Source organism: Micromonospora sp. WMMD729, assembly GCF_049315225.1.
Lineage (GTDB): Bacteria > Actinomycetota > Actinomycetes > Mycobacteriales > Micromonosporaceae > Micromonospora.
This window is the reverse complement of record NZ_CP186059.1, coordinates 386442-410987: the sequence shown is the minus strand read 5'-3', so window position 1 is coordinate 410987 and position 24546 is coordinate 386442. Positions and strand designations below refer to the sequence as shown.

Sequence of the window (24546 nt, the reverse complement as noted above, 5' to 3'; positions counted from 1 at the left end):
GGCGTCGCCCCTCTTCGAACGTTGCGCAGCGTTGCCGTCAAGCGACGATCGGTCGCGAATGAGCGGGCTTCGTCGTACCTATGTTCTAGTGTCGCTGGCGTGTCGGGCGGAACGATACCTAGGCGTCTGGAACGCTAGACGCTCCTGTCGTCGGAGTGGGTGAGCCTCGGCGCCTCATCCAGATCCGCCCACCTGACGCCTGCGTCGGCGGTTCTTGAGGCAGAAGACTGATCGCTGGCCCACACGTGTGCGTCCCGCGGGATGGGGTGCGTAGGAGTATGACATCCTGGTCCCCGTCGTCGTTTTCGAACGGAGGAGTCGTCGTGAGCGCTCGGAACCTGTACAGCGTGGCGCCATCGGCTGCGCGGTTGACCGACTCGCTGCGCGACATCGGTTACGACTTCCCGACCGCAGTAGCCGACGTCGTCGATAACAGCGTCGCCGCCGGCGCGAGTCGGGTCGAGATCGAAGTTGTGTTCGACGGTTCCGACTCGTGGGTGATGATCGCGGACGACGGCGAGGGAATGAGCGCCAATGGTCTCTTGGAGGCACTGCGCTACGGCAGTCGGCGCGACTACGGCCGTGGAGACTTGGGTCGGTACGGGCTGGGGCTGAAAACCGCATCCTTGTCGCAGTGCCGGTCCCTGACGGTGGTCAGTCGCAGGAGGGCGGCCACGGCCCGCACCGTGTCGCGGATGATCGATCTCGATCTCATCGCCGAGATGGATGACTGGGTCGTCGCCGAACCGGCGGACGACGAGCAGGTCGCCAAGGCTCGCGAGACGGTGGCTGACACGGGGGGGACAGTGGTGCTCTGGCGCGGACTCGACCGAGTTCTGCCGGAGCGTAAGCCGGAGGGCGGTTGGGCACGTCGCCGGTTGGAGGCGTTGGCGAGCAAAACTGCCGACCACCTGGGTACGGTTTTCCACCGCTTCCTCGAGGGTGAGGTCGGTGACGGCCTCGTGATCACCGTCAACGGCGAGAAGGTCCGGCCCTGGAACCCGTTCGCCCCGGACGAGCCGGCACGGGAGGTACTCCCTCCGCTGCGCTTCGAGGTCACCGTTGGTGAGGCTACCGGCACGGTAGGGCTACAGCGGTACGTCCTGCCGTCCCGCGATCAGTTCACGTCGCAGGCGGAGTTCGAGCGGCTGTCGGGCCCGCTGAACTGGAACCGCCAGCAGGGTCTGTACGTCTACCGCGCCCAGCGGTTGGTCCAGTGGGGGGGCTGGAACGGGATGCGGGGCATTGACGAGCACACCAAGCTCGCGCGGGTCGCGCTGGACTTCGACACAGACCTCGACGTGGTGTTCAACATCAACGTGGCGAAGATCAGGGTGGCGATGCCACCGCAGCTACGTCAGCTGATTGAACGCCCGGTGCACGAGCTGTGTATGCGTGCGGACGACGCCTACCGCAAGAACTCGCGGAGTGCCTCCGAGGGCCCGAAGGCGGCTTCCGAGCAGCTGGCCGCCCTGTCTCGTGGCGAGGCATCGGGGGCGACGCCGCCTATGCCGGTTGTCGGCTTGGCGCTGCGCGCCGCTGCTATGCGCGCCGGCGAGTACGCGGCCCTGCAGCGCATCGGTGAGACGTTGCGGGCAGAGGCCCCTGACGTCGCCGCCGCACTCGGCTTCAGGGACTGAGCGCCGGCTGCCGTCCGGTCCGACCGCTCCGTTTGGCAGCCTCGCTGCATGCCTCGTTCAGCGGGCAGCGGGGACAGGCGGGGGCGGTGGGACGGCATAGGGAGGTGGCCAGCTCGATCAGACCGAGGTGCGCTCGCCGCGCGTCGGTGTCATCGCCGATCATCCGGGCGACGGCCAGACGCCCGGCGGTCATCCTGTGACTGCGCTCGACATGCTCCTGCTCGTGCGTGAAGCGGGCGGCGACGCGGTGGGTGCCCTTGGTGATTAGCACAGGTTCCTCCGCGTCGTCCTCGTCTCGGGTCGGGACTGCGAGGACGGCAAGGTCGATGACCGAGGCATCGACCCCGCGGAGACTGTAGATCTTGTCGTCGTCGAGCAGGTCCGGTTGCGATGTGAGCGTGCGCGCCAGTTCGAGCAGCCGCTCGGCGCGGTGTTCACGGTTGATCCACCGCCCGATCTCGAGAAGTTCGCCGCCGCCGTCGACGGTGTCCTGCGGCTGCGCCCACCGTTCGAGCAGTGACCAGATGATTCGGACCTGCTCCGGTGCTGCCCGGTCGAGGAGCATCTCGGCGGATATGACCTGCCATCGTGTCCGGGCGCGCAGCCACGGGAGAGCCGGGTCGCCGAGGTCGTCAAACCAGGTGGCGAGGGCCCGGGCTATGTCGCGGCTACGGTAGGAAACCGGCCTTCGGGCGTCCAACGCGGTCATCACGGCGCGCCCCAACTGGGTGCCGAGCGCCGGGGGGACGGCGTTACCGATTTGACGGAACGCCGCCGACGGTGGGCCGGCGAAGCGGAACCAGTCGGGAAAGGTCTGCAGCCGCGCGGCCTCACGCACGGTCAGTGTGCGGTCCTGTCGAGGATGGATGTACCAGTAACCATCCTTGGCGATGTGCGCGGTGATCGTGCGGGAGTAGGTGTCCTCGCTCAGGCGCTTGTACTTGTCGTCGAAGATGTCGTCGCGGTAGCGCTTGACGTCCTCCGGTAGATCCGAGTACCGGGTGCCGGCGTCCATCATGTCGAAGGCGCGCAGGTCGTCCGCGCGCACGGGTCGTGTGATGTGGTCGAAGACCTTGCCCGTGTCCGCCGGTGCAACACCCTGACGCATCTGCTCTTGGAAGGCAGACACGGGGCCGGCGTAGTCTGACCAGCCATCGGCGCCACCCTGGGGCCTCCAGCCGCCCTCGACCTCGGGTAAGTCGCCGATCGCGTTCCACACCGATACCCGGTCCGGCACCTCCTGAGGCCAGTCGAAGGCTATCCCGTCCCGCAGTGCGACCAGGATCAGCCGCTGGCGGAACTGGGGTACGCCGTAGCGCAGGGTATCGACGACTCGTTCCTCGACCGCGTAACCGATCGACTCCAACTCGTGCACCATGGTGCGAAGGATGAACATCTCCCGGTCGAGCGCCATGTCGGGAACGTTTTCCATGATCACGGCGGCGGGTCGTGCAAGCTGGATGACTTCCAGGAACGAGCGCCAGAGGTCTCGGCGTTCGTCGTGCGCGGGGCGAAGGCCGCGGCGGACCTGGTGACGGATCAGTGAGCGGCCCGCCCGGGAGAAGGGTTGGCACGGCGGGCCGCCGGCCAGCAGCTCAATCCCCGCCTCCTTGACCAGGGCGGCGATCCGCCTGACGTTGGCGGACTCTCCGAGGTCACAGTCGAGGGTGAGGCCCGGGTAGTGGTGTCGGTGCGTCTCGACGGACTCGGGGTCACGGTCGGCCGACAGGACCACACGGAACCCTGCCTGGGTGAGGCCCAGGCTCAGGCCGCCGGCACCGCTGAACAGGTCCGCCGCCAGCCGCTCGCCCCGCTCACGGCAGGCCGCCGCGAAGCGGAGGAACTCGGCGTCGTCCTTGCATGCCTCAGGGTGTGGCGCCAGGCGTACGAACGGCCCACGCACGAGCTTGACGCCGTAACCCGCCCGACGCCGTTCGACGGCATCGTCCGTCACCCGCGTCACCTCCCCGATCAGTCAGAACGCACTGCGCAGGTTACCTCTGCAGTCCGACGGCGCGCGTCGGCCGCCCCCGCGTCGTCACGTCGGATCGTCTGCCTGACGTGAGCGCACGAGACTCCTCGGGCTCCGTTCGCGCCACAGGTGGTTCGACCGACCCGGAACAGGACCGATGCGGTGATCAAGACTCAGCCCGGTGGGTCTTGTCGGTCCTGTCCTCATCAGGGAGAGTTGGTGCCATCAGCGACCGAGTCGGTGCGTACCGTCACCCCGACATGCCGAACGAGCCACCGGAGAAATCCATGCCCCTCACAAGTCCGCCCGGGATGTGCGGCCCGTTGTGCCGGTACCCGCTTGCGGCACAGGGGTGCCCGTGACTGAGTCGGACGTCAGCGACTACGCGCACGGTCTCATCGAGGACGTCAAGGCCCAGGCTGAGATCGAGGGTTGCGACCTTCAGGAAGCCTTCACCCAGCTGATGCTTGACCAGCTGGCCGCCGACGGACACACCGAGGACGCCGTAGCAGTGCGCTTCAAGGACCACGGTGTCGAGGTCAGTGGCTACGGTGCCGCATCTGATGACCGTTCGCTGGACCTATTTCTTACCCACTACAGCCCCCGCGCAGACGACGGCCACAAGATCGGCCGCGCTGAGGTCGATGCGGCGTTCAGGCGCTTGGAGAACTTCCTGTCCCGCTGTGTCGACGGCACCCTGACCAGGCGTGACCGCTCCTCGGACGTGGCGGGTATGTGTGCCACCGTCAGCGAGAGATTCGGTCGGGTTGAGTCGGTGCGTCTGGTGCTGGTCACCAACGCTCGCAGCGTGGTCCGCGACGGCATCGCGCCGATGCTGTTCGAGGGCAGGCACGTCAGCCGGGAGTTGTGGGACCTGCGACGCCTGGCCAACTGGTCGACCTCCGGGAGTAAGGCCGAGCCGATCATCGCGGAGTTTCCGGAAGGGCTGCCCTGCCTGGCCACTCCGCGAACCGACGAGGACTACTCAGTTCTGTTGGCCATCGTCCCCGCCAGTGGACTGGCCGAGCTGTACTCCGCCCACGGGGCGCGGTTGCTGGAGCTGAACGTGCGCTCCTTCCTGCAGGTCCGCGGCGCGGTCAATCGAGGGATCCTGGACACCCTGAAGAGCAATCCCGAGCGGTTCCTCGCCTACAACAACGGGATCGCAGCCACCGCCTCGAAAGTTGAGTTCGACGACACGGCGTCCGGCCAGCGGGTGATCCGCCGCCTCCACAATCTCCAGATCGTCAACGGAGGCCAGACCACCGCGACCATCCACCACGCCCACCGCAACAAGGTCGACGTCGGTGCCGCGCACGTGCAGATGAAGCTGACGGTTGTCTCACCGGACCGGCTCGACGACATCGTCCCGCAGATCTCCGCCTACTCCAACACCCAGAACCGCGTCACCGCCTCGGACCTGAAGGCGAACAGTGCCTTCCACGTCGACGTCGAGCGGATCATGCGGACCCTGTGGGCACCGCCCAGCCCCGCCCATCCGCACGACACCCACTGGTTTTACGAACGGGCCCGCGGCCAGTACGCCAACGCTCTCAGCCGTGAGGGGACACCGGCCCGGCAGAAGGTGTTCAAGGCCGCCAACCCGTCAGCTCAGAAGTTCACCAAGTCCGACCTGGCCAAGTTCGAGCACTCTTGGAGTATGGAACCGCATCTGGTCAGCCTCGGGGCGGAGAAGAACTTCACCCTGTTCTCGCAGCGGCTGGACGAGCAGCAACAGGTGGTCGACAAGCAGTACTGCCGACACCTGGTGGCCAAGGCAATCCTGTTCAGGAAGGTCGACAAACTCGTCGCCAGACAGAACTTCGGCGGGTACAAGGCCAACATTGTCACGTACACCATCGCGAAACTCGCCCACGCCACCAGCCAGAGGGTCGACCTCGACCGCATCTGGCGCAATCAGGACCTCACTCCCGCGCTGCAGGACGCAATAACCGACCTGTGCCCGCTTGTGCAGAAGGTCATCACGTCGCCGCCCGAGGGCCGCACCAACGTGGGCGAGTGGACCAAACGACCGGAGTGCTGGACGGCGGTACGCGAGCTCGACTGGGTCATCCCGCCGCAGCTGGAGACGGAACTCGCCGACGTCGACACCTACGGCGACGACCTGCAGCTGGTCCGGGACACCACCGGGGCCGACTGGAGCGACCTGACCGCCTGGGGCGCCGCCACAGGGATCCTCAGCCCGGAGCAACGGCGGTCGGTGACCGAGGTCGCCCAAGCCCTGCACCAGGGTTGGGACCCCGCAGGCAAGCACCTGCGCGGCGCGCTGGAGGCCATGCGCCATGCCCGACGCCACGGCTTCCGTCCCGTCAACGGCTTCTGACAGTTCCGCCCGTCACACACCGGCCACACCCCCTGGAGCGTAAATGTCCGTCTGGTCTCAGGAGGTCCCCACCGAGGGAGCGGTGCAGCTACCGCCGGACCCGCGGGCAATGGACGCCCTGGGCCGCAACCACTCCCTGGAGACCGCCCTCGCCGACCTGGTGGACAACTCCATCGACGCCGGCGCCACCGACATCCTCGTCCGATTCGTCCAACGCGGCACCCGCCTGGTTGGGCTCTACGTCGTCGACAACGGCCGGGGTATCAAGCCCGACCACATCGACGCGGCGATGACCGTCGGCGGTAACCGCCACTACACCGGCGAGGACCTCGGGCACTTCGGCCTCGGACTCAAGGCGGCCTCGTTCAGCCAGGCCACCAGCCTCACCGTGCTGTCCCGCGCACCCGGACACGCAGCCGTGGGAAGACGCTGGAAACTCACCTCCGGCAAGCGCGACTACACCTGCGACATCGTGGCCGGTATGTTCGCCGCCGCCGAGCTCGACCGCAACTGGCAACTCCCCACCAGCGGGTCAGGCACCATCGTCCGTTGGGACCAGGTACACGGCCTACCCTCATCCGACGACCCCGAGCAGGTCGACGAGTTCCTCAGCCGCACCATCTCACACCTGCAGGGACACCTGGGCCTGACCTTCCACCGCATCCTCACCGAACGCGACATCCGAATCGTCATAGATGTCGAGGACATCCAGCTCGGCGTCGGCGTCCGTCACCCGGTGGCACCCACCGACCCCTTCGCCTACCCCGACACACTGCCCGGCTGGCCCAAGGACCTGAGGGTACGGACCAGCGGAACCGACCTGCTCATGCGCTGTCACATCTGGCCGCGCCGTTCCAACTCGCCCGAGTACCGACTGCCCGGCGGGGCGGAGGCCCGACAGGGCCTCTACTTCTACCGCCGTGGACGACTCCTGCACGCCGGCGGCTGGGAGGGCATCCACGCCCCCGACACCCGACTCCAGCTTGCTCGGGTCTGCATCGACATCGACGGGGACACCACCGGACTGTTCGTCATGAACCCCGAGAAGTCTCGCGTGTCGGCCGGGCCCCGCTTCGCCCAAGCCGTCGCCACGGCACGCGCCCACGACGGCACCACGATCACCGACTACCTCCAGGCCGCCGAGGCGGCATGGATCAATGCCAACCGACGGACCACCGCACGCCGTAAGGCTGTGCTACCACCCGGCAAGGGTTTCCACCCCAAGGTGTCGCGTGAGGTCCGCAACGAGTTGCCGCTACTCCCCGAGGAACCCCTCAACATCCAGTGGAAGCGCTTCACCACCGACGCGTTCCTCGAATTCGACCGCGGAACCAGGACGCTGTGGGTCAACCAGGCGTACCGGCGGGCCCTGCTCGGCGGACGACGCGGCGGCGCCAACGACGCCCCGGTTCTCAAGGCCCTGCTGTTCCTGCTCGCCGGCAACGTCTTCGAGGGTGCGCACTTCGGCGCCCGCGACAAGGACAACATCGACCTCTGGCAGGAGGTCCTCACCACCGCGGCTAAGGCGGAGAGATCCACCTTCGAGGCACGCTCATGACGACACCGGCAGACCGTCACCTCAGCACCGACAGCTTCAGCGACTACCTGAGAAGCAGTGTCCCGATTGACCACCCGATCGCCGGGTCACCCCGACTCGTGCTCTTCGTCGACCCCCACGCCAGGCGAGTCGGGCTACGCGGACCCGCAACCTCCCACGAGGTGGTTCCAGCCGGGCTGGAGCACCTCACTGTCCGCGTCGTGCACCACGACGGGCAGCGGATGATCGAGGTTGCCGTCACCGATCCCCGGCTCTTCGTCGATGCCTATCCCTTGCTGTGCGCCGTCGCCGACCGGGTCCAACTCGACCAACAGACAATGACCGCCGCGCTGACCGAGACACTGCGCCGCCTCGGACACCTCCTGCAGACCGAGGACGTCCTCTCCCAGGAGAAGGAGACAGGGCTCGTCGGGGAACTGCTTCTGTTCGCTGGCCTCACCCAGACGGTCGGTCCTGACACCGCCCTCGCATCCTGGCGCGGCGGACAGGCCGAGGAGCACGACTTCGGGCTCCCGGACCTCGACGTCGAGGTCAAGACCACCGTGTCCGAACGCCGCGCCCACTGGATCTCCTCGCTGACACAAATGGTCGAGACCGGCGAACGGCAACTCTGGCTCGTCTCCCTCCAGATCACCGCAGCAGGCAGCGGCGGTCGAACCCTACCGGACCTCATCACCGGTGTGCGTGCTCACCTGTCGTCCACCGCCCACCGCGCCGCAATCGACGATCTGCTCCGCGGCTCCGGCTGGCGGGACCGCTACTCCGCCACCTGCCAACGCCGGTGGCGTCTACGAACCTCACCCGAGGCATTCCAGGTGACCAGCGCGTTCCCCCGTCTCACCCCCCGTCTCCTGACCGAGGCCGGCGTCGACGCCACGCACGTGACCGACGTCCGCTACCGCCTTGACCTCACTGGACGCAGCGGTGACCCGACGCCGCAGATCCTCACCAACGCACTCACGAGGGGACAACGGGAGCTGCCATGAGCGACACCGTGACCACCGCCTACAGCGCCGCCCTTGACGCCATGCAGCGTCCCGGGCCAAAGCCGTTGCATGCCCTGGCAGTCATGCTGGGTGGCGACGTCCTCGGTATCGCCGACGGGTCCGCCCTCCAAGCGCATCTGCGTGACGCCGGCCCCGAGGACGCCCTGCGCCAACAGTTCGCCCACACCCTTGCCGCGTGGGACCACGAACAAAGCAGCGCCCCTTGGACCGGTGGCACCAGCCACAACACCGCCGAACGCCGCGCAGCGGTGATCACCGCACTCGGCGTCGACGAGCCAACCGCGAACCTTTTCGCTGACCTGTTTCCTCACGCGTCCGCCGACGGTCTCATAGTCATCGCCGACGACTGGGAGGAGTGGCGCACCCCCCAACGGCGTACCGAACGCAACTTCTACTGGGCGCACTATCACGGCTACCTTCTCGACAAATGGCGCAACCCCAAGGCCGTTGCCGACTTGGACAGGGCCACCGAGGAGGTTGTTCGTAGGCTGTCCGACCCGACCCGCCCCGTGGCGTACCAGGCCAAAGGGCTCGTGGTTGGTTACGTCCAGAGCGGCAAAACCGCCAACTTCACCGGCGTCGTGGCCAAGGCCATCGATGCCGGATACCGGCTCGTCATCGTGCTTACCGGCACCACCAACATGCTGCGCGCCCAGACCCAGCGGCGCCTCGACATCGAGCTGTGCGGCCGAGAAAACATCGAGCGGGAAATTTCCCCCCACGACCAGAAGGCTCACGAGTACCACGACGACCCCGACTGGAAACGCGACCGCTTCGTCCGCCACGGTGGTAGACCGTCCGACGCCGGTTACCCCGACATCCACCGCCTGAGCAAGCATGCCAGGGATTACAGCGGGCTGCAGATGGGATTCTCTGCCCTCGAGTTCAAGGGGCGCGAGCGAAACCGTAAGTTCTACGACGCGGTGAACCTCCACACCAGCGACGCCCGTCTCGTCGTCGCCAAGAAGAACGCGCGCGTCCTTCAGGACTTGGTGGCGGACCTAGGCCGCATCAGCGACCGCCTCGGCGAGGTGCCGGTCCTCATCATCGACGACGAGTCGGACCAAGCCTCGGTCAACACCGTCAGCCCGAAGAAGTGGAAGGAGGACAGCAAGAAGCGCACCGCGATAAACCGGCTTATCGGCCAGCTACTGCGGATGATGCCCCGCGCGCAGTACGTCGGCTACACCGCCACCCCGTACGCCAACGTGTTCATCGACCCCTCCGATGTCGAGGACATCTTCCCGCGCGACTTCCTCATCTCCCTGCCGCGACCCAACGGCTACATGGGTGCGGAGGACTTCCACGACTTCGACTCCGAACTGCCGGTCAAGCAGCGCCCTCTCGAAACTTCCAAGGAACGGGCACACGTGCGGCACCTCGGCGACGAGCCCGACGACGGCGAGCTACGCCGCGCAATGGACATGTTCGTCCTCACCGGCGCCGTCAAGCTCTACCGCCAACGACACGGAACCACCTACCGGCACCACACCATGCTCGTCCATGAAGCCATGGGCAAGGACTCCCACCGGCAGACAGCCGAGCTGATCAGCCACCTGTGGAACACCGCCGGCTACTACCGAGCCAGCGGCTTGGCCCGGTTGCGGGAGCTGTACCTCACCGACGTCCTGCCCGTGTCCCGCGCACAGGCATCAGCACTGCTTACACCCGCCGACTTCGACGACCTGCGCGACGACATTGGCGCAGCGCTTGGGCTCATCAGCCCCGCTGACCGTGACGGCAGCCCGGTCATCGTCGTGAACAGCGACACCGACCTTGAGCGGCAGCAGGAGAGTCTCGACTTCGACAAGCGAGAGATCTGGCGCATCCTGGTCGGTGGTAACAAGCTCGCACGCGGCTTCACCGTGGAGGGGCTGACGGTGACCTACTATCGACGCGCGACGTCACAGGTCGACACCCTCATGCAGATGGGCCGCTGGTTCGGCTTCCGGCACGGCTTCCGAGACCTGGTTCGTCTTTACACGACCGAAGACCTACACGACATGTTCGAGGCTGCCTGCCGCGACGAGGAATTTCTACGTCGCGAACTACGCCAGTACGCGGCCCCGGCCGACGGCAGGCCCCAGCTGACCCCCCGGCAGATCCCACCTCTGATCGCCCAGCACCGCCCGGACCTGCGACCCACCGGCCGCAACAAGATGTGGAACGCCAAGCTCGTCCTGAAGAGCTCACCCGGCCAGCCCATGGAACCCGTGGCCTTCCCCTCCGTCGGAACCAAGATTAAGCACAACCTCGAACAGTGGAAACCGCTACTCGCTGCCGCAGCCCAACGGTCTGTCAGGTTCGTGGTGCCGGGAGCCAAGACCACCTACGAGGCGGGGGCGGCAATCGTCAGTCACGCAGTGCTTCTGGCTGTGCTCGGCAACCTTAAGTGGCTGGCCGATGACACCTTCCAACCCGAACTCGCCTGGCTGCGCCGCCTGAGCGACGACCAACTCGCACGGTGGGTCGTGCTCCTGCCCCAGCAGACGAGGTCCACCACACGACGCCTCGTCGCCGGACACGGGCCCTTCAGCATCTTCGAACGCCAACGCACCTCGTCCAGCGCCTCGTTCCGAGTGTTCAGCGAGGAACGACACCGGAACGCAGCAATGAGGATTGCCGGTTTAGACACAGCGACCCCGGATCTCGTCGCCGACGCCCTCAGGGGCGCCTCCACCGGAGCGATCATCCTCTACCCGACCGTTGAGAAGGGCAACCTCTCCGGACGTGAGGGCGAAGCCGTCGAAGACGAAGAGGTCACAATCGGGTTCCACCTGGTCACCCCAACTTCCACGGTGCCAGCTGGCGGCAAGATATTGCATTGGGTGACAGTGGACAAGACGAACCCCTACGCCCTGGTCGTCGATATGCCATGAGAACCGCTGATGCGCCGAGTAGGGATATCCCGAGAAGTGCCGACGGAAGCCGCTGCCCGGAATGGCGGTTACGGCATGATGGGTTCCGGATCAATCAACCTCTGGTGAATCGAGGAGACCTGCGATATCGAGCACGGCCGGATATGGCTTAGGCAAGCCGCGCACATAGGCGAGGTGCGTAGCCGCGAGTGCCGTGAATCTCGCCGCTTGGATCAGAAGTGCACGCCTCATGCCGTCATTGGGGCTACCTCGCTCAAGCACCGTTGAGGCAAGACGCGCCAGATTCTCGGCACGGCGGGCAAGGCGAGCGTCGGGATGGCTGCGCTCCTGCCTAGTGCTTTCGTCGAGTAGAGCGAAACGCCGGGACGGGGGAAGAGTCGCCGGATTCATGTCGGCCGGAATTACCTCGTTCAGCGGGGGTCCGAATTGGTTCTCGGCCACCGCCCGGCGGTAAATGGCGCCCTCAATTCCTGACAGCTCGTTCTGCACTCGTAACCGATCACTCCGGCCCACCTCTTCCAATGCCCAAATCGGCCATAGCTCCAATTCGGCCACTTCGTGCACATCAAGAATGCGAGTGGCAACTGCATCCGTCCGATATCCGGTGAGATGTCGGCGAACACGGGTACGCAGCCCTTCGCCCGCGGAGCCGACATAGAGGACCTCGCCGTCGAGGTCGTAAAACGCGTAGCACCCAAAACGGGCGTTTCCCCAGACGCGTCCGTCGGTGTCCTTTTCGCTGAGGGCTTGGTCCAGCAGGACGTGAAAAGCTCGGACCTGCGGTGTCAACAGCTCTAGGCGACGCGGCCTGGAAGCAGGGATGACCAACGGCCCCCGCTCGTCGAACTGATCTGATGGTCCTGAATCCCGGACCTCTTCGGTCGGCTCAACAGCTGCACGACTCTGGCGCTCGCGAGCTACGACCGACGGGGCGGTCATGTGTCGCCCTAGCGGCCCGGCGCTCCCCGAGCGTTTGTCAGTGGCAGGTCCGAAACTGGCCGTCACCCACTTCCGCTTCCACTCTCGGACCTCCTCATCATGGTCGCTTCCTAACGATGTGTCGGCATCGCGGATCTGGAGCAGAGTCCGGACGAAGGTCTGAACGAGGGGCCAGCCAGGGAGGCGCTTGCCGTTGAGCATCGTGCTCATGGTCGAAGGCGCGAGGGAGGAGTTATTCCTCTTGGCTAGCCTGTTGACCTCATGCAAGCTCGGGCGGCCACAGCTGAGGCGGAAGGCTCTCAGCTCAGCGGCGAACCGTTGCATGGGATCTTGATCAGGGTGCGCCGTCATGTACGCCCAGCCTGCCTTCCCTGAACGAACATGAACGTCGTCGAACACCAGAAAACGCTGCCTAGATGGGCTTCGACCTCTTCAGATGTTCGCGATCGTTCGAAGCTGTTCGAGGCGTGGAGAACTTCGATAGCTCATGTTCTAGTACGTCTATGGTCAGAGTCAAGCCGTCCACGGACGCCGCTCAGCAGCCCAGCCGAAGCCACAGTCGTCCCCGTCGCACCTCGGAACTTGTCATTGAGCTCACAGCGCTGTTGGGGCTGCTTGGGCTGGCAGCCGCCGTCTACATGACGGCCGGAGAAACGGGTCTCGTCGCGGTCACGGGCACGGTCGTCACTCTTTACACGCTCTGGCGACGAGGGCAGCGGTGAACAGAGGTCTCAACAGCTGTTGGCGCCGCGTGAAGTTCAGTCGCGCGAACCTCGACCTCCTACGCAACGCGTTCTCGCCGCGCCGGTCGGCGGTACTCGGTGCCGACCGATGGTTGTTCCCCATGTCCTACGCTGACGAGCACTGCCCGCTCTAGATTATCGTGGATTCCCTCCACACGAGGACGGGCCTTCTCTTCGTGACGGTGGTGGCCTCGTGACAACAGTGGAGCGTTCCGATACACCGCGTTTGACGGTGGTGGGCGCGGGCGAGCAGCCCGTCAGTGCGCAGGGCTTGCGTGCGTTGGTGGCCGATGGGTCGGCGGTCATCGCGGTGGGGGGCCTGGTCGCCGGAACGTTTTTGACGGAGGCGAGCAAGTCGCTAATGACCGGTGAGAAGCCGGGCCGGCTGGGGTTCGTAGTTGCCGTCGTCGTGGGTTTGATCGTCCTGGCGGTCGGCTTCTGGCTGCGACACCGGGCTCGGATGGGGCTGCGGGTAGGGATCATCGTGAACGCAGTGGATGTCCATCGCGGTCGGGCCCGTGCCGAGCAGCGGAATCAACAGGCGGAGCGGTTCAGCCAGGGTTCAGCGGCGGTGACGCTGAAGGCGGAGATCGAGTTGTGGGGTGATCCCGTTCGTGATCGTGAACTGGTTGATCTGCTGGCGGAGGAGACGCTACGGGCCACGACGATCGCGGAGCGGCTCGCTCCGGACGCAGCCCACGTCAATGTGATCCCCACGATGCCGCTGCACGTGGCGTTCTGGTTGGGCGCGCGGCTGGGGTACACGCACGCACAGCATGTCGCCGTGCATGAGCTTCGGCAGGACACGGGGTCTCCGGCGTTCTTCGCGGCGACGTCGCTGCGGGCGGTGGACGTGAAAGCCGCCCCGCTGACGGTGGAGCGGCTGGAGGCGGTCGATGGCGGCGACATGACGAAGGTGGCGCTCGCGCTCGATCTGCAGAGTCGCGGGGATCAGTTCCGGGACGCGGTGGTGAAGGCGTGCCGTGAGCGCGGCATCGGGTGGCTGCTGCTGCTTCGCAACGAGAACCGGCTGCTGAAGCAGGACATGAAAACGTTTAACGGGGTCGTCTCGCAGACGTGCGACGCGTGGGATGCCGCGCCGTTGCCGGCCGAGGCGCGGACGGGCCGCCACGCGATCTTTCTGAGCGGCCCTGTGGCGATCGCTGTGGCGCTCGGTGCCCGGCTGGCTGCGCCCACCCCCGGGCAGTGGACGGCGTACACCTTCAACCCTGTTGCGAACGTGTACGAGCCGTTCCCTGCTCCCCCGAACGGCTGACGTGGCATTCCGCCGGTACGCCCAAGGCTGGCGGCTGGTCCTGCTGGTGGGGCGAGGTTGTCGTACCCGCGCCGTACCGTCTCGTCGGTGCTCGGCTCTTTCGGGAATGCGGGCGCCGTCCACAGCGTCGTAGAAACTGGCCGTGACCTCACCCCCTCGGCGGCCGTACCAGGCGCACCTGCCAGGGAACGGAGAGCACATGGCCACGCTGGCCACCCACTTCAAGACGGCACTGAGCAACATCGAGCCCACCGAGGATGCCAAGAACGCCCAGTCGGCGCATGCCGAGGTCACGGCGGCGTTGGAGGCGGACGACCTCTTGGTGAAGCTCGGGGTCGATCCATTGCTGATCGGCTCCTACGGCCGGCACGTGTCGATTCGCCGGGTCAAGGACGTCGATGTGTTCGCCCGGTTGAGCAAGGCCGGTAAAGACCTGCGCCCCGGCAAGATCCTCGACCACGTCGAGGCTGTTCTGGAGGCGGCGTTCCCCGGCCGGGTCACGCGCCAGCACCGGTCTGTGATGGTGGACTTCCCGGACTACGATCTGTCCGTCGATGTGGTCATCGCCCGGCCGTGCGGGGATCACTGGGAGATCCCGGAGAAGATCGAGGACGACGGGAATGCCCGGTGGGTCGAGACCAACCCCACCGAGATGGCCGAGCTGACGACGCAGGCGAACAAGGACTACCTGCTTTACGACGACGATCCCGGAAGCGGGGTCTACGTTCCCGTCGTCAAGCTCGTCCGTCAGATCCGCCGGGTCTGGGTCGATGACCAGCCCGGCGGCTACTTCTTCGAGGTTCTCACGTATCACGCGTTCAGCAACGCCAAGCCGGACGAGACGACGTACGCCGGGTACCTGACCGTCGTGCTCCGCGAGATCGCCGACCTGCTCGTGGACGTCGCCGACGAGGGCCTCGACGACCCGACGCTGGACGGCAAGAAGATCAAGACCAAGGCCACGGCAGAGCAGTTGGCTGCCGCGGCCGAGCGGATCGTCGAGGCGGCGACGTTGGCCGAAGACGCCCTGGACGCGGAGGACTGCCCGGCCGCGGTGATGTGGCGTGAGCTGTTCGGCACGACCAAGAACACCACGACCGAGGAGTACGTCTTCCCGCTGCCGGAGTACTGCAACGCCGATGGCACCCGGAAGCAGGCGTCGGCGGTGACCCGGGGTGCGTCCGCCGTTCCGGCCGGGAGCGGCCGTTACGCATGAGCAGTTCCTGGCAGAGCGACCTCGTCGCCGAAGCCGACTCCTGGCGTGCGCGCCTCGGGGAACTGGGCTTCGGCGACGACGGGCATCGGCTACGCGGCGACCTGGCGTGGCAGCACCCGGTCCACGGCCTCGTCCATGCCCGCATCGAGGTGGAGCTGACCGATCGGTTTCCGTTCGCCGCGCCGGCGGTTCGGGTGCTCGATCCCGGAACAACGATGGAGCTGACCTTCCACATCGACCGGCCCGCCCTGCCGGGGCTTCACGGCAATCTTTGCCTCTGGGACGGCAGCGCCCATCCGGTCGACGCCGCGCCATGGCGAGAACCCCAGGTATTACTGGATCGGGTGCGAAACTGGCTGGAGCAGACGGCCGTGAGCTGGCCGGACGACGATGCCTGCGACCTCGAACGGTACCTGGAGCAGGACGCCGACACTTTCGTGCTTTACAACGCCGACGTGCTCACCGGAAAAGTCGGGCTCTACAAGACGGCACCGGGGCCCACACCGCGCACCATCGAGGTGACCGGCAACCGGCGGCCGGGAGTCATCGCGCCGCGGGGACCTCAGCAGCTACATCCGAAGGACCTTGGACTCGCGTGGGTCGATGATCTGGGGGAGGTCAGCTCCCCACCTCGGGGATGGGCCGATCTCGCGCAGACTCTTGGACGCGCCGATGAAGTCAGTCGTCTGATCGCGCTCGGCGCCGTCGGCTATCTCCTGCTGCGGTACTCCCGAAACGGCCACCGCGCCGCCCTAGCTGTTGCTGTACGGCGCCGCGGCCCCGTTCCGTCGATAACGGCCTGCGAAAGCGCCGACACCAGCCTGGCCACCCGGTCGATACGCGCGGGTAACACCGCAGTGGAACTGGCTGATGTCCGGATCGCCGTGGTCGGTGCTGGCGCGCTCGGGTCTTTCGCCGCCGACATCCTGTTCCGCTCCGGCGTCCGCCGTCTCACCCTGATCGACGGTGAGCGTCTGCGTCCCGGCAACGTCGTACGTCACCTCGCCGGCAGTAACGACGTCGGGAAATACAAGGTCACCGCGGTCATGGACCGGCTGGCGGCCACGGGGTTCGACGTCGGCGAGGTGGAGCGGCGGAACCGCGACATCACCCAGTTGGGCGACGCCGTCGAACTGGTCAAGACCCACAACGTGGTGCTCGACGCCACCGCCCACGCCGGTGCCAGCAGCCTGCTCGCGACGGCCGCTGACATCGTCGGCGCCTGGACCGGTCACACGGTCATCTCCGCCTGTGTACAGCGCGAGGGCGACATCATCAGGGCTGACCGCTTCCCCCTGCGTCGCGCAGAACAACACCTACCGGCCCTGGCCAACGAACCAGTCCGCGCAGGAGTACGGGAGGCCGGGTGCGGTGAACCTGTCTCGCGGACGCCACCAGCGGCGGTCATCGCCGCCGCCGAACTCGCCTGCCGGATGATCATCGACGAGGCGACCCACCAAAGCGCCCTGCCGGCGACTATGGCCGACGTGCGCCGGCCCCAGCCTGATCCGCCCTTCGACCGGCTCGGTCTGCTCACATCGGATGCCGTTTCCGTCCCGGTGGCATTGTGACCGGCCCTGTTCCAGTGGTGATTCACTCCGACGCTCGTCAGACCATTAGCGAAGCGGCCGGACGTGCCGCACCGTTGGAGGCCGGCGGTCTACTTCTTGGGTGGTGGGACAGCGACAGGGTGATCGTCCGTTCTGCCGTTGAGGTAGTGGATCCGGCCGCCTCCGGCACCTCGTGGATCCGGCGCGAGAACCTTGCCCAGCAGGCCCTCGACCGGGCGATCGCCACTCTCGGGCACCCCTGGATGGGTTATGTCGGCGACTGGCACAGCCATCCGGCGCCCTGTGAGGCAAGCGCGCAGGACCTCAAATCCATCCGCAGCGCCTCCCGCGCCTACCCCCAGCCGTTGCTGCTCATCGTGCACAGCTCCGGCGGCGTCCTCGACATACGAGCGGCTCGTCGTGGCAGGTCACAGACGGTCCTCGAGGTTACTGCCTGAAGCTTTCCCCACGCCAGATCGGGGTTAGCATGTGATACGTGCTAAACCCTGTCTCGGATCAGCGCATCACTGCTCAGCGCAGAGGCGCACGCTCACCGCGGTGAGCGGCTCCAAGAGGAGTTCCGGGCGGGCGGCGGGAGCGCTGGGGGTTCGGCTTACCGCACACTGTCTTAATATGGCGCATGGCTCGCATAGGGGCAGGTCAACTTGCCGGGTATGTGCTGGAAGAGATCATTGCGTGGATGCTCTTAAGTAGCGGCTACAAGTTGCTGACCCGAGCGAGCGATGACCCTGACGAGTTGGTAGCGGGTCCAAATGGACTCCGGGTCCGTGGCCGAGGCGCTGAACATCAGGCCGACGTGCTCGGTGAGCTAATCTACGTACCACCGTTTTCGCTACCGCTTCGCATGTTTGTAGAGGCTAAGTGCCATAAATCTGGGGCTATCGGGCTGGGAGAGGTCCGAAACGCTCACGGGGTAATCCATGATGTAAATCAGAACTGGGCTTCTCAAGCTCGCCCCAGCTTGCCCCAGCAGCGGTACCACTATCTTTACTCAATGTTCTCCACTTCGGGTTTCACCCGCGACGCGCAAGAATACGCACAGGCCCATCAAATCGTTCTCGTCGATCTCTCGACGTCGACATTCAAGGACCTCAGTAAGGCCGTTCGCGACTTGGCCCGGCGTCTAGTAGAAGCTTGGGGGAGCGACGGCTTTCCTACGGGCTGGGTACGCAATGAGCTTCGAAGGCTACTCGGCACAGACGGTCATGCCACGGGCGAACTTGCGAGTGGGGGCCTTACTGGTGAGATTCTTGGCGGGATAGTCGATGAGTTCGCAGCATACATAGTCGACGACTGGAAAGCTCGAATGCTGCTCGGCTTCCCTGCCGCCCCGCTGATTCTGCCGTTGCTGGTAACCGATATGGCTGCGACGCTCGATGCCTTGGCTCAGCGACCAGTCATGCGGGTCAGGCTCCGACATGTGGGCGAGACCGATACTGCAGGAAGTTGGTTAATTGAGTCGGTGGACCCACGGGTTCAGTTCCGCTTTAGTCTTCCGGACAGCATTGAACGCTGGATGGCAGATGATCCGGAGAAATATCGGGCTCGGCGTGCGACTTATAAGCAACTACTCTCCGATATCACAATCGTGTACGCAGCTAGACAGGATGTTCAGGTCTACAGGCTCGTCTACGATGCGGCCGACTGGCGTCGGGGTTAATTCCCCTCCGTCCGGTCGCGGGCTGCTGTCAACTCGCACCTGTTCCGGCCAACACTGGGCAGCATCGCCTGCGTCGGCGTCGAGCTGCCGTGGCTTGACGCGGAGCAAGCGGTCTTCATCGCGGTCAACCGCATGCCTGGTGAGGACGTTCGCGATTATGCGGTCTGGATCGTCCTCGCCGCCCTGTGGCCGAGGACGACTGCCCGCCAAGTCACCCTGTAACCCACGCTGCGATGCACTTCGCAGGAGACACTGCCGGGAGTCACCGGTTGCGTAGGGGTCGGGCCACTGGCGCGAGCAGCTCGTCCAGCAACTCCAGCTCCGCCCACCCGTTGATCGCGATCTGGCCGGAGGTGTCGACGTTTATCTCGACGCGGTCGGGCGTGCGTCGCAGATGGTCGAGTAGATGCGGGAAGCGGTCGCTCAGCACGACGAACTCCTGGTTCGTCGAGCCGACCCAGGGCCGAACGGGGTCGATCCGGTCGTTGAGGAACGGTCCAGCAACGAGCAGGTCCGTCTCGCCGAGCAGCGCGGCAACATCGGCGCGGCCCGCCTCGATGGCCTGCCGCAGCTGCGCCTCGGTGTATCCGGTGAAGGTCATGACCGATCGGCTAGCGCTCCGTACCGCGCGAGTGACCTTGGACAATGCGGCGGCTTGATCGAAGGGTTCCCCGCCGAGCAGCGTCAGCCCGGCGGTGCCCGAGTCGAGGATGCGGGTCACCAGGTCGTCTGTTGCTACCTGTTCCCCGCCTCGGAAGCTCCACATGTGCGGGTTGAAGCAGCCGGGGCACCGGATGGCGCAGCCCTGCACCCAGACCGCGGTGCGCTCGCCCGGTCCCTCCGCGTGAGTTGAACCAAGGAACCTCGCTACTGACACCACCGCCGAGTTGATGGTAGGTCGAGGAGCGAGTTCGTCATCAGACATCGAGCACACGGCCGTGGGGTGGTGGCGGCGCCTGGCCAGGCTGCCGCCACTGCGGAGGTGTGCAGGTCAGCAGGTTCCGGAGATGGGCGAACTCGTGCGGTGCAAGATTCGCCACTGCGGCGATCTCCTCTACGCTGCCGAACCCGCGGCGTGCCTGCCGCTCGGCGATCACCCGGTGCACGCGGTCTGTGTGGAGGTGCGGGAGCGCAGCGAGCTGCTCGAAGGTGGCCGTGTTGACATCGATGGCCGCCGGGCCTCCGGCCGTGGCTGGCGAGACCGTGGAGGGCTGCGGCGGCGTGCCGTACGACTGCTGCGGAGGCGCTGGTACTGCTGCTGGCCCAGCCCCGTAGTAGGTGGCCGGGTTCGGCATGATGTTGGCGACCGACGGTGGCGGGGATGTTGGCGTGTAGCGCGATGGCCCGGGGGGCGCCGGGGGGTAGGGGCTGCCGGTCCAGGTCGGCGGTGGTGCGGTTGGCTGCGCGTACCAGGGAGTGTGGGTTGCCCGCCAGCGCAGCCACGCCGAGTTGATGAGGCAGGCGTGCAAGATGCTCGCCGCCCAGATGGCCAAGAGCGTGCCGGCAGCCCAGCCGCCCACGGTGGTCGTCTTGCCTGGGTCGTCGAAGAAGGGGATGGTGCCTGCACCGATGACGGTGTAGGCGATGCCGGGGATCCACCAGTCCGGCCGTCGGGCGCGAAGCCCGACGTAGAGGAAGCCTGCTCCGGCGAGGCAGCCCATGCCGAAAATTGGGAGCAGGAGCCACCAGCTGTGCTGGATCCGCCATTGCAGGCTCGCGCCCGGGTTGGCGGGAGGCAGTGGAGGTGTCCAGGGCCCGTTAGGCACGTTCGACATTGCGCTCTTCCTGGAGGTTCTGCGTGTTCACGTTCGTTCTGGTGTAGTCGGCGGTGTAGGCACTTTCAATGGTGTGTGCGTCGAGTAGATCTTCCAGGATCGTGATGTAGTCGAGGCAGCCGCTTCCCGCCAGGCCCTTGGTCTCGGCGCTCACGATGCCCGCGCTCGTCACGGTCAGCAGGATTTGTGGCTTTTCCGTCATGACGGCCGTCCCTCGACAGCGAACACCATCCGTACGCTCGCATCCTCGGCGACGGTCTCCGACTCGAGCCGAAGTCCGGCGGCCGGTGCGCGTTCCCGCAGCCGCTCGAGCACCGCACGCTGCACCTGCCGCCCGTACTCGGCGTCGATGGCCCGAACGATGTCGACGGCTCCTTGCTCGTCGACGTCACCCGTGAGGTGCGCAGACCACACCGCGTCCGGCCCGCGCTGGAAAGTCGCCTGTACGCGGCCCCAGGACGCCACGATCTCCTGATGGTCGGCGGTGACCACGGCGTTGGTTTCGCGCAGCGCCGCCGAGAGCAACGTCTCATCCCGCATCCGCGTCTGCACCTGGCAGATGACGCGGCCACGCTCGTCGCGGCTGGCGGTGGCGCCGCGCACGGCGGCGACCGTGGCCACGGCCAGCGGCACCAGTATCAGTGAGACGCTCAACGTGGCACTCCCCTCGGTCCTGTCGTCGACATCAAAACTCGACCGATCTTCCACCACTGTGAGGGGGTGGTGCATCGCCGGGTTGGGTAGGAGCCGTGGACGCAATGGTGGTCCCGGAACGGCCAGGAAGGTCACAGTCTTCCGCGGCCGTGGCCGCCACAGCACGCATATTCGCCCAGGCGCGGATGGCGCTGATCCGCTCCGCCTGGGTCACGCTGAGCGGCACCATGTTGACCACGCCGTGGATTAGATCGTCCTTGCGCAACGGGCGTCTTTCCGAGAAGGCGTCGAAAAGGCCGGCGATGACCGCCTCCTCGAGCTCGGCTCCCGAATAGCCCTCACTCAGCCCCGAGAGCTCCTTCAGCAGTGCGTCGTCGACGGTGAGGTCTCTGGCGACAGCAGGATGCGTCATCCGCTTTGCGATGTGCACGGCCCAGATCGACGCGCGCTCCGCGATGGTCGGGAGATCGACGAAGAAGATCTCATCGAAGCGCCCCTTACGCAGCATCTCAGGCGGGAGGCTTTCAATGTTGTTCGCGGTCGCGATGACGAAGACGGGCTCCGTCTTCTCCTGCAGCCAGGTGAGGAAGGTGCCGAACACGCGAGATGACGTTCCCGAGTCACCAGCGGCGCCGCCGTTGGCGAAGCCCTTCTCGATCTCATCGACCCAGAGAACGCACGGTGAGGTGGCCTCGGCGGTGCGGATAGCGTTGCGCACGTTCTGCTCGCTGGATCCGACCAGTCCGGAGAAGACCCGACCGATGTCGAAGCGCAGCAGCGGCAAGCCCCAGCTAGCGGCGACGGCCTTTGCGGTGAGCGACTTGCCGCAGCCGGGCACGCCAGTGATCAGCACACCGCGCGGCGCGGGAAGCCCGTACTCCGCCGCCTCCGCCAACCAGGAACTATCCCTTTTGGCCAGCCACCGCTTCAGATTTTCCAGACCACCGACGTCGGCCAGGTCGACATCGACATCGACGAACTCGAGCAGTCCCGACTTGCGTACCGTCTGCCGCTTCTCCTCGTGCACCACCGCGATGTCGTCAAGGTCAAGCACACCGTCGTTGACCATCGCACGAGCGAAGGCGTTCTCCGCCTCCTGCAGCGTGAGGCCGAGAGCTGCCTTCGCCAACCGCTCCCTCCCCACCTCATCCAGGCCGATGCGGATCCGGCCGCTGGCGGAGTTGGCCGCGATCATCCCTTCAAGCACCATGCGGATCTCGTGCTCATTGGGCAGCGGAAAGTCGACGATCGTGACGTCCTTTTCCAGCTCCACCGGAATCCGCAGCACGGGAGAGATAAGCACCAAGGCCCGCGCGACCGGGCCGGACTTGAAGGCCGCCGCCACATCCCGCAACCGCCGAACCACACCCGGGCTCCCAGGCCTGTCGCCACCCCCGTGCGCCGCGTGTAGGTCCCTGAATATGAGCACGCTGGGCTCGTCGATCCGAAGCACAGCGTTGAGCGCATCCTCCGGGTCCGTCGTGCCCTTCCTCGGGGTACCGTCCGGCTGAACCAGTCCTTCTGTCGCGGACCAGGTCCAGACGGCCCTGGGAGTACGAATCAGGGCCACATCGCGGGCTACGGCCGTCACCTCCGCGACCACCCGATGCTCTTCGTACGACTCTACGTAGAGGATCGGGAAGCGCGCTTTGAGCAGTTGCGACAATGCCTCGCGGAAAGGCCTCGTCATCGCCGTCTCCCCCTCCGACCGCCACCAGGCCGGCCGACTGTAGCAGGCCACAGGCAGGGCCAGATCTAGGGAAATCGGCATTAATCCTCACACAGACTGAAGATCATGTGAAATGCCATCTATCAGCGCCCTGCCCCCACTGGGCTGGCGGAAATGGCCAGCGCGGACTTGGGGTGCGCTGAAACCTCTGTCACCATCAGCCCATCACTGTTGACGTTGGCGAGCCGGAAGGGCCTTGGTGTTCACACTGGCAGGCGGCGCGGTCATCTACCCGCAGGCTGAAGCGCTCGACACCATCCGGAGCTATGCGCTGGCCACCCGATCCCTTACTCCAGGTACGCGGTTCCCGGATGCCTTCACCACGCACAAGGTCCCCGCCTACGCCTACCGCACCTACGACTGCGTGCCGGCATCGCCCGGCCCTCTGTTCAGCGACCTGGACCTCCTCGTCACCGCCGGGCTCAATGCCCGTCTCGACGTGCCCGCCATCGCCGCCCTACGCAGCTTTGCCGATCGAGCCGCCAATTACCTCGACGCCGCGCACAACCAGCAACCGGACTTCCTCTTGTTGAACCGGCCAGAGCTAGGCGATGACCCACCCCAGGGAAGCGCGGGCTGGCATCTCCGAGAGGCCTGGCGACAAGGGATGGCAACACCCGGATTGGACATAGCCCGCGTACACAAGGCCTTGCACCATAAGCGCCCGCGGCTGGTCCCTCTCCTCGACAACAAGACGGTAGAGCCGATCGCGACAGCTGCCCGAGCTGCACGCTGCACGCTCTGGCAATTGATTTACGACGAGATCCACGCCCACGCAGAGGACTTCACAGTCCTCGCAGAAGAGTTCGACAAGATCGCTGCTCGCGAGCAGGGCGTGCCCCTCTCACGGCTGAGGCTCTACGACATCCTCCTGTGGATGGCGATGACACGTCCGCAGTAACCATGTCTCGTGGAACTACTGGGAGATCCCCCAAACCGTCTGCGAACCTGGTGGAGACCTCAGATTCGCGCGTCTTCTGCCGTCACGGCGGTCGCATCGGAGTCCCCCGCGGTGGCAGTAGGAGCGACCATGCCCGGGACCCCGCCGACCGCCGCCACCGCTTGCCGAAGACGCTCATCCGCCTTTCGTCGTCGAGCCGAGCGGAAACCTCGTCTGCGAGGTCACCATCGGCGTACCGCTCACCCGGTAGACGCCGTAGCAGCGCCAGCCACCGGCGCGCGGACCGCCACTCCGAGCGGACAGCGTTGGTGGCGACGACCAGCAGCCATGGCAGCGCCGAACTGCCCACCAGGCGGGCGTCGTGCCGGTGGCGCCACGCGACGAGGAACGTCGCCTGAGTGACGTCCTCAGCCGTCGACCACGACCCGGTCAGCCGGAACGCGTGGTTGTAGACCGGGCGGGAGTATCGGTCAAAGATCCGACCGAACGCCGCCTCGTCACCGGCGGCGATCGAGGACCACAATTCCTCGTCCGGCGGCCATACTTGATGCCTCACACCACACTATGGCCGCCCACGCCGTCCTTGTTGCAGGCCGACGGTCGACGTCTGAGGCCGTGGCGCTGGCGCGAGAACCGCAGCGCGTACAGGCAATGATGGTCAGCTCACCCGGCGGCGAACCAC

Annotated in this window: 19 protein-coding genes; 11 read left to right on the top strand and 8 right to left on the bottom strand. The window is 66.1% G+C overall.

The genetic code is table 11. The features are described from left to right. Window positions 1–323: 323 nt before the first annotated feature. Window positions 324–1640, top strand: coding sequence for an ATP-binding protein (locus ACN263_RS01870; protein WP_422738104.1), 1317 nt, complete (start codon window positions 324–326; stop codon window positions 1638–1640). Here ACN263_RS01870 and dcm read toward each other — a convergent pair. Then, on the bottom strand, window positions 1630–3594 hold the full coding sequence (dcm, locus tag ACN263_RS01865) for a DNA (cytosine-5-)-methyltransferase (protein WP_422738103.1): 1965 nt from the start codon (window positions 3592–3594) through the stop codon (window positions 1630–1632). The two genes, ACN263_RS01870 and dcm, sit on opposite strands and share 11 nt — an antisense overlap. A 376-nt stretch (window positions 3595–3970) precedes the next feature. On the opposite strand from dcm, the gene ACN263_RS01860 reads away from it, so the two are divergent. From ACN263_RS01860 to ACN263_RS01845, 4 genes are all read left to right on the top strand, one after another. After that, a complete protein-coding gene (locus tag ACN263_RS01860) occupies window positions 3971–5956 on the top strand; it encodes an AIPR family protein (RefSeq protein WP_422738102.1) in 1986 nt (661 codons plus the stop codon). Window positions 5957–5999: 43 nt separating this feature from the next. Beyond that, window positions 6000–7514, top strand: a complete 1515-nt coding sequence (locus ACN263_RS01855) for an ATP-binding protein (RefSeq protein ID WP_422738101.1) — start codon at window positions 6000–6002, stop codon at window positions 7512–7514. A gap of 161 nt (window positions 7515–7675) precedes the next feature. Then, window positions 7676–8500: a PD-(D/E)XK motif protein gene (locus ACN263_RS01850; protein WP_422738100.1), complete on the top strand. Its 825-nt coding sequence runs from the start codon at window positions 7676–7678 to the stop codon at window positions 8498–8500. Further along, window positions 8497–11400, top strand: a complete 2904-nt coding sequence (locus tag ACN263_RS01845) for a Z1 domain-containing protein (protein WP_422738099.1) — start codon at window positions 8497–8499, stop codon at window positions 11398–11400. Before ACN263_RS01850 ends, ACN263_RS01845 begins: the two co-directional genes overlap by 4 nt. A gap of 90 nt (window positions 11401–11490) precedes the next feature. Here ACN263_RS01845 and ACN263_RS01840 read toward each other — a convergent pair whose 3' ends face one another. Continuing rightward, on the bottom strand, window positions 11491–12189 hold the full coding sequence (locus ACN263_RS01840; protein ID WP_422738098.1) for a GIY-YIG nuclease family protein: 699 nt from the start codon (window positions 12187–12189) through the stop codon (window positions 11491–11493). A 1086-nt stretch (window positions 12190–13275) separates the two neighbouring features. Between ACN263_RS01840 and ACN263_RS01835 the strand changes: the two genes are divergently transcribed. From ACN263_RS01835 to ACN263_RS01815, 5 genes are all read left to right on the top strand, one after another. Continuing rightward, on the top strand, window positions 13276–14358 hold the full coding sequence (locus tag ACN263_RS01835; protein WP_422738097.1) for an SAVED domain-containing protein: 1083 nt from the start codon (window positions 13276–13278) through the stop codon (window positions 14356–14358). A gap of 199 nt (window positions 14359–14557) precedes the next feature. Continuing rightward, window positions 14558–15574, top strand: coding sequence for an SMODS domain-containing nucleotidyltransferase (locus tag ACN263_RS01830; protein ID WP_422738096.1), 1017 nt, complete (start codon window positions 14558–14560; stop codon window positions 15572–15574). Next, the gene (locus ACN263_RS01825; protein ID WP_422738095.1) at window positions 15571–17145 is read left to right on the top strand and encodes a ThiF family adenylyltransferase; all 1575 of its coding nucleotides are present in this window, start codon (window positions 15571–15573) and stop codon (window positions 17143–17145) included. Before ACN263_RS01830 ends, ACN263_RS01825 begins: the two co-directional genes overlap by 4 nt. Further along, entirely contained in the window at window positions 17142–17582 is a 441-nt protein-coding gene (locus ACN263_RS01820) for a Mov34/MPN/PAD-1 family protein (RefSeq protein ID WP_422738094.1), read from the top strand. The genes ACN263_RS01825 and ACN263_RS01820 overlap by 4 nt, the downstream gene beginning before the upstream one ends. 182 nt (window positions 17583–17764) lie before the next feature. Beyond that, window positions 17765–18805: a restriction endonuclease gene (locus tag ACN263_RS01815; RefSeq protein ID WP_422738093.1), complete on the top strand. Its 1041-nt coding sequence runs from the start codon at window positions 17765–17767 to the stop codon at window positions 18803–18805. Window positions 18806–19067: 262 nt separating this feature from the next. On the opposite strand, the gene ACN263_RS01810 is transcribed toward ACN263_RS01815, so the two are convergent. Genes ACN263_RS01810 through ACN263_RS01790 form a run of 5 tightly spaced genes read right to left on the bottom strand, consistent with a single transcriptional unit; the run spans window position 19068 to window position 22924 of the window. Next, window positions 19068–19730 carry a 4Fe-4S single cluster domain-containing protein gene (locus ACN263_RS01810; RefSeq protein ID WP_422738092.1) on the bottom strand — a complete coding sequence of 221 codons (663 nt, stop codon included), beginning with the start codon at window positions 19728–19730 and terminating at the stop codon, window positions 19068–19070. After that, entirely contained in the window at window positions 19723–20580 is an 858-nt protein-coding gene (locus ACN263_RS01805) for a ComEA family DNA-binding protein (protein WP_422738091.1), read from the bottom strand. The genes ACN263_RS01810 and ACN263_RS01805 overlap by 8 nt, the downstream gene beginning before the upstream one ends. Next, window positions 20564–20782, bottom strand: a complete 219-nt coding sequence (locus ACN263_RS01800; RefSeq protein WP_011905833.1) for a DUF2997 domain-containing protein — start codon at window positions 20780–20782, stop codon at window positions 20564–20566. Before ACN263_RS01800 ends, ACN263_RS01805 begins: the two co-directional genes overlap by 17 nt. Next, complete coding sequence (locus tag ACN263_RS01795) at window positions 20779–21309, bottom strand: hypothetical protein (protein WP_227457532.1); 531 nt, start codon at window positions 21307–21309, stop codon at window positions 20779–20781. Before ACN263_RS01795 ends, ACN263_RS01800 begins: the two co-directional genes overlap by 4 nt. Next, window positions 21266–22924, bottom strand: a complete 1659-nt coding sequence (locus ACN263_RS01790) for an AAA family ATPase (protein WP_422738090.1) — start codon at window positions 22922–22924, stop codon at window positions 21266–21268. The genes ACN263_RS01795 and ACN263_RS01790 overlap by 44 nt, the downstream gene beginning before the upstream one ends. 238 nt (window positions 22925–23162) lie before the next feature. On the opposite strand from ACN263_RS01790, the gene ACN263_RS01785 reads away from it, so the two are divergent. Further along, window positions 23163–23864 (top strand): DUF6308 family protein, encoded by a 702-nt coding sequence (locus ACN263_RS01785; RefSeq protein WP_422738089.1) that lies wholly within the window; start codon window positions 23163–23165, stop codon window positions 23862–23864. 82 nt (window positions 23865–23946) lie between these two features. On the opposite strand, the gene ACN263_RS01780 is transcribed toward ACN263_RS01785, so the two are convergent. Beyond that, entirely contained in the window at window positions 23947–24420 is a 474-nt protein-coding gene (locus tag ACN263_RS01780; protein WP_422738088.1) for an RNA polymerase sigma factor, read from the bottom strand. Window positions 24421–24546 lie beyond the last annotated feature (126 nt).

Bases quoted from the DNA above. Each gene is read 5' to 3' on its own strand.
- ACN263_RS01825 (WP_422738095.1), top strand. From the start codon at position 15,571: ATGAGCAGTTCCTGGCAGAGCGACCTCGTCGCCGAAGCCGACTCCTGG.
- ACN263_RS01800 (WP_011905833.1), bottom strand. From the start codon at position 20,782: ATGACGGAAAAGCCACAAATCCTGCTGACCGTGACGAGCGCGGGCATC.
- ACN263_RS01805 (WP_422738091.1), bottom strand. From the start codon at position 20,580: ATGTCGAACGTGCCTAACGGGCCCTGGACACCTCCACTGCCTCCCGCC.
- ACN263_RS01845 (WP_422738099.1), top strand. From the start codon at position 8,497: ATGAGCGACACCGTGACCACCGCCTACAGCGCCGCCCTTGACGCCATG.
- ACN263_RS01855 (WP_422738101.1), top strand. From the start codon at position 6,000: ATGTCCGTCTGGTCTCAGGAGGTCCCCACCGAGGGAGCGGTGCAGCTA.
- ACN263_RS01795 (WP_227457532.1), bottom strand. From the start codon at position 21,309: ATGCACCACCCCCTCACAGTGGTGGAAGATCGGTCGAGTTTTGATGTC.
- ACN263_RS01810 (WP_422738092.1), bottom strand. From the start codon at position 19,730: ATGTCTGATGACGAACTCGCTCCTCGACCTACCATCAACTCGGCGGTG.
- ACN263_RS01815 (WP_422738093.1), top strand. From the start codon at position 17,765: ATGGCTCGCATAGGGGCAGGTCAACTTGCCGGGTATGTGCTGGAAGAG.
- ACN263_RS01830 (WP_422738096.1), top strand. From the start codon at position 14,558: ATGGCCACGCTGGCCACCCACTTCAAGACGGCACTGAGCAACATCGAG.
- ACN263_RS01790 (WP_422738090.1), bottom strand. From the start codon at position 22,924: ATGACGAGGCCTTTCCGCGAGGCATTGTCGCAACTGCTCAAAGCGCGC.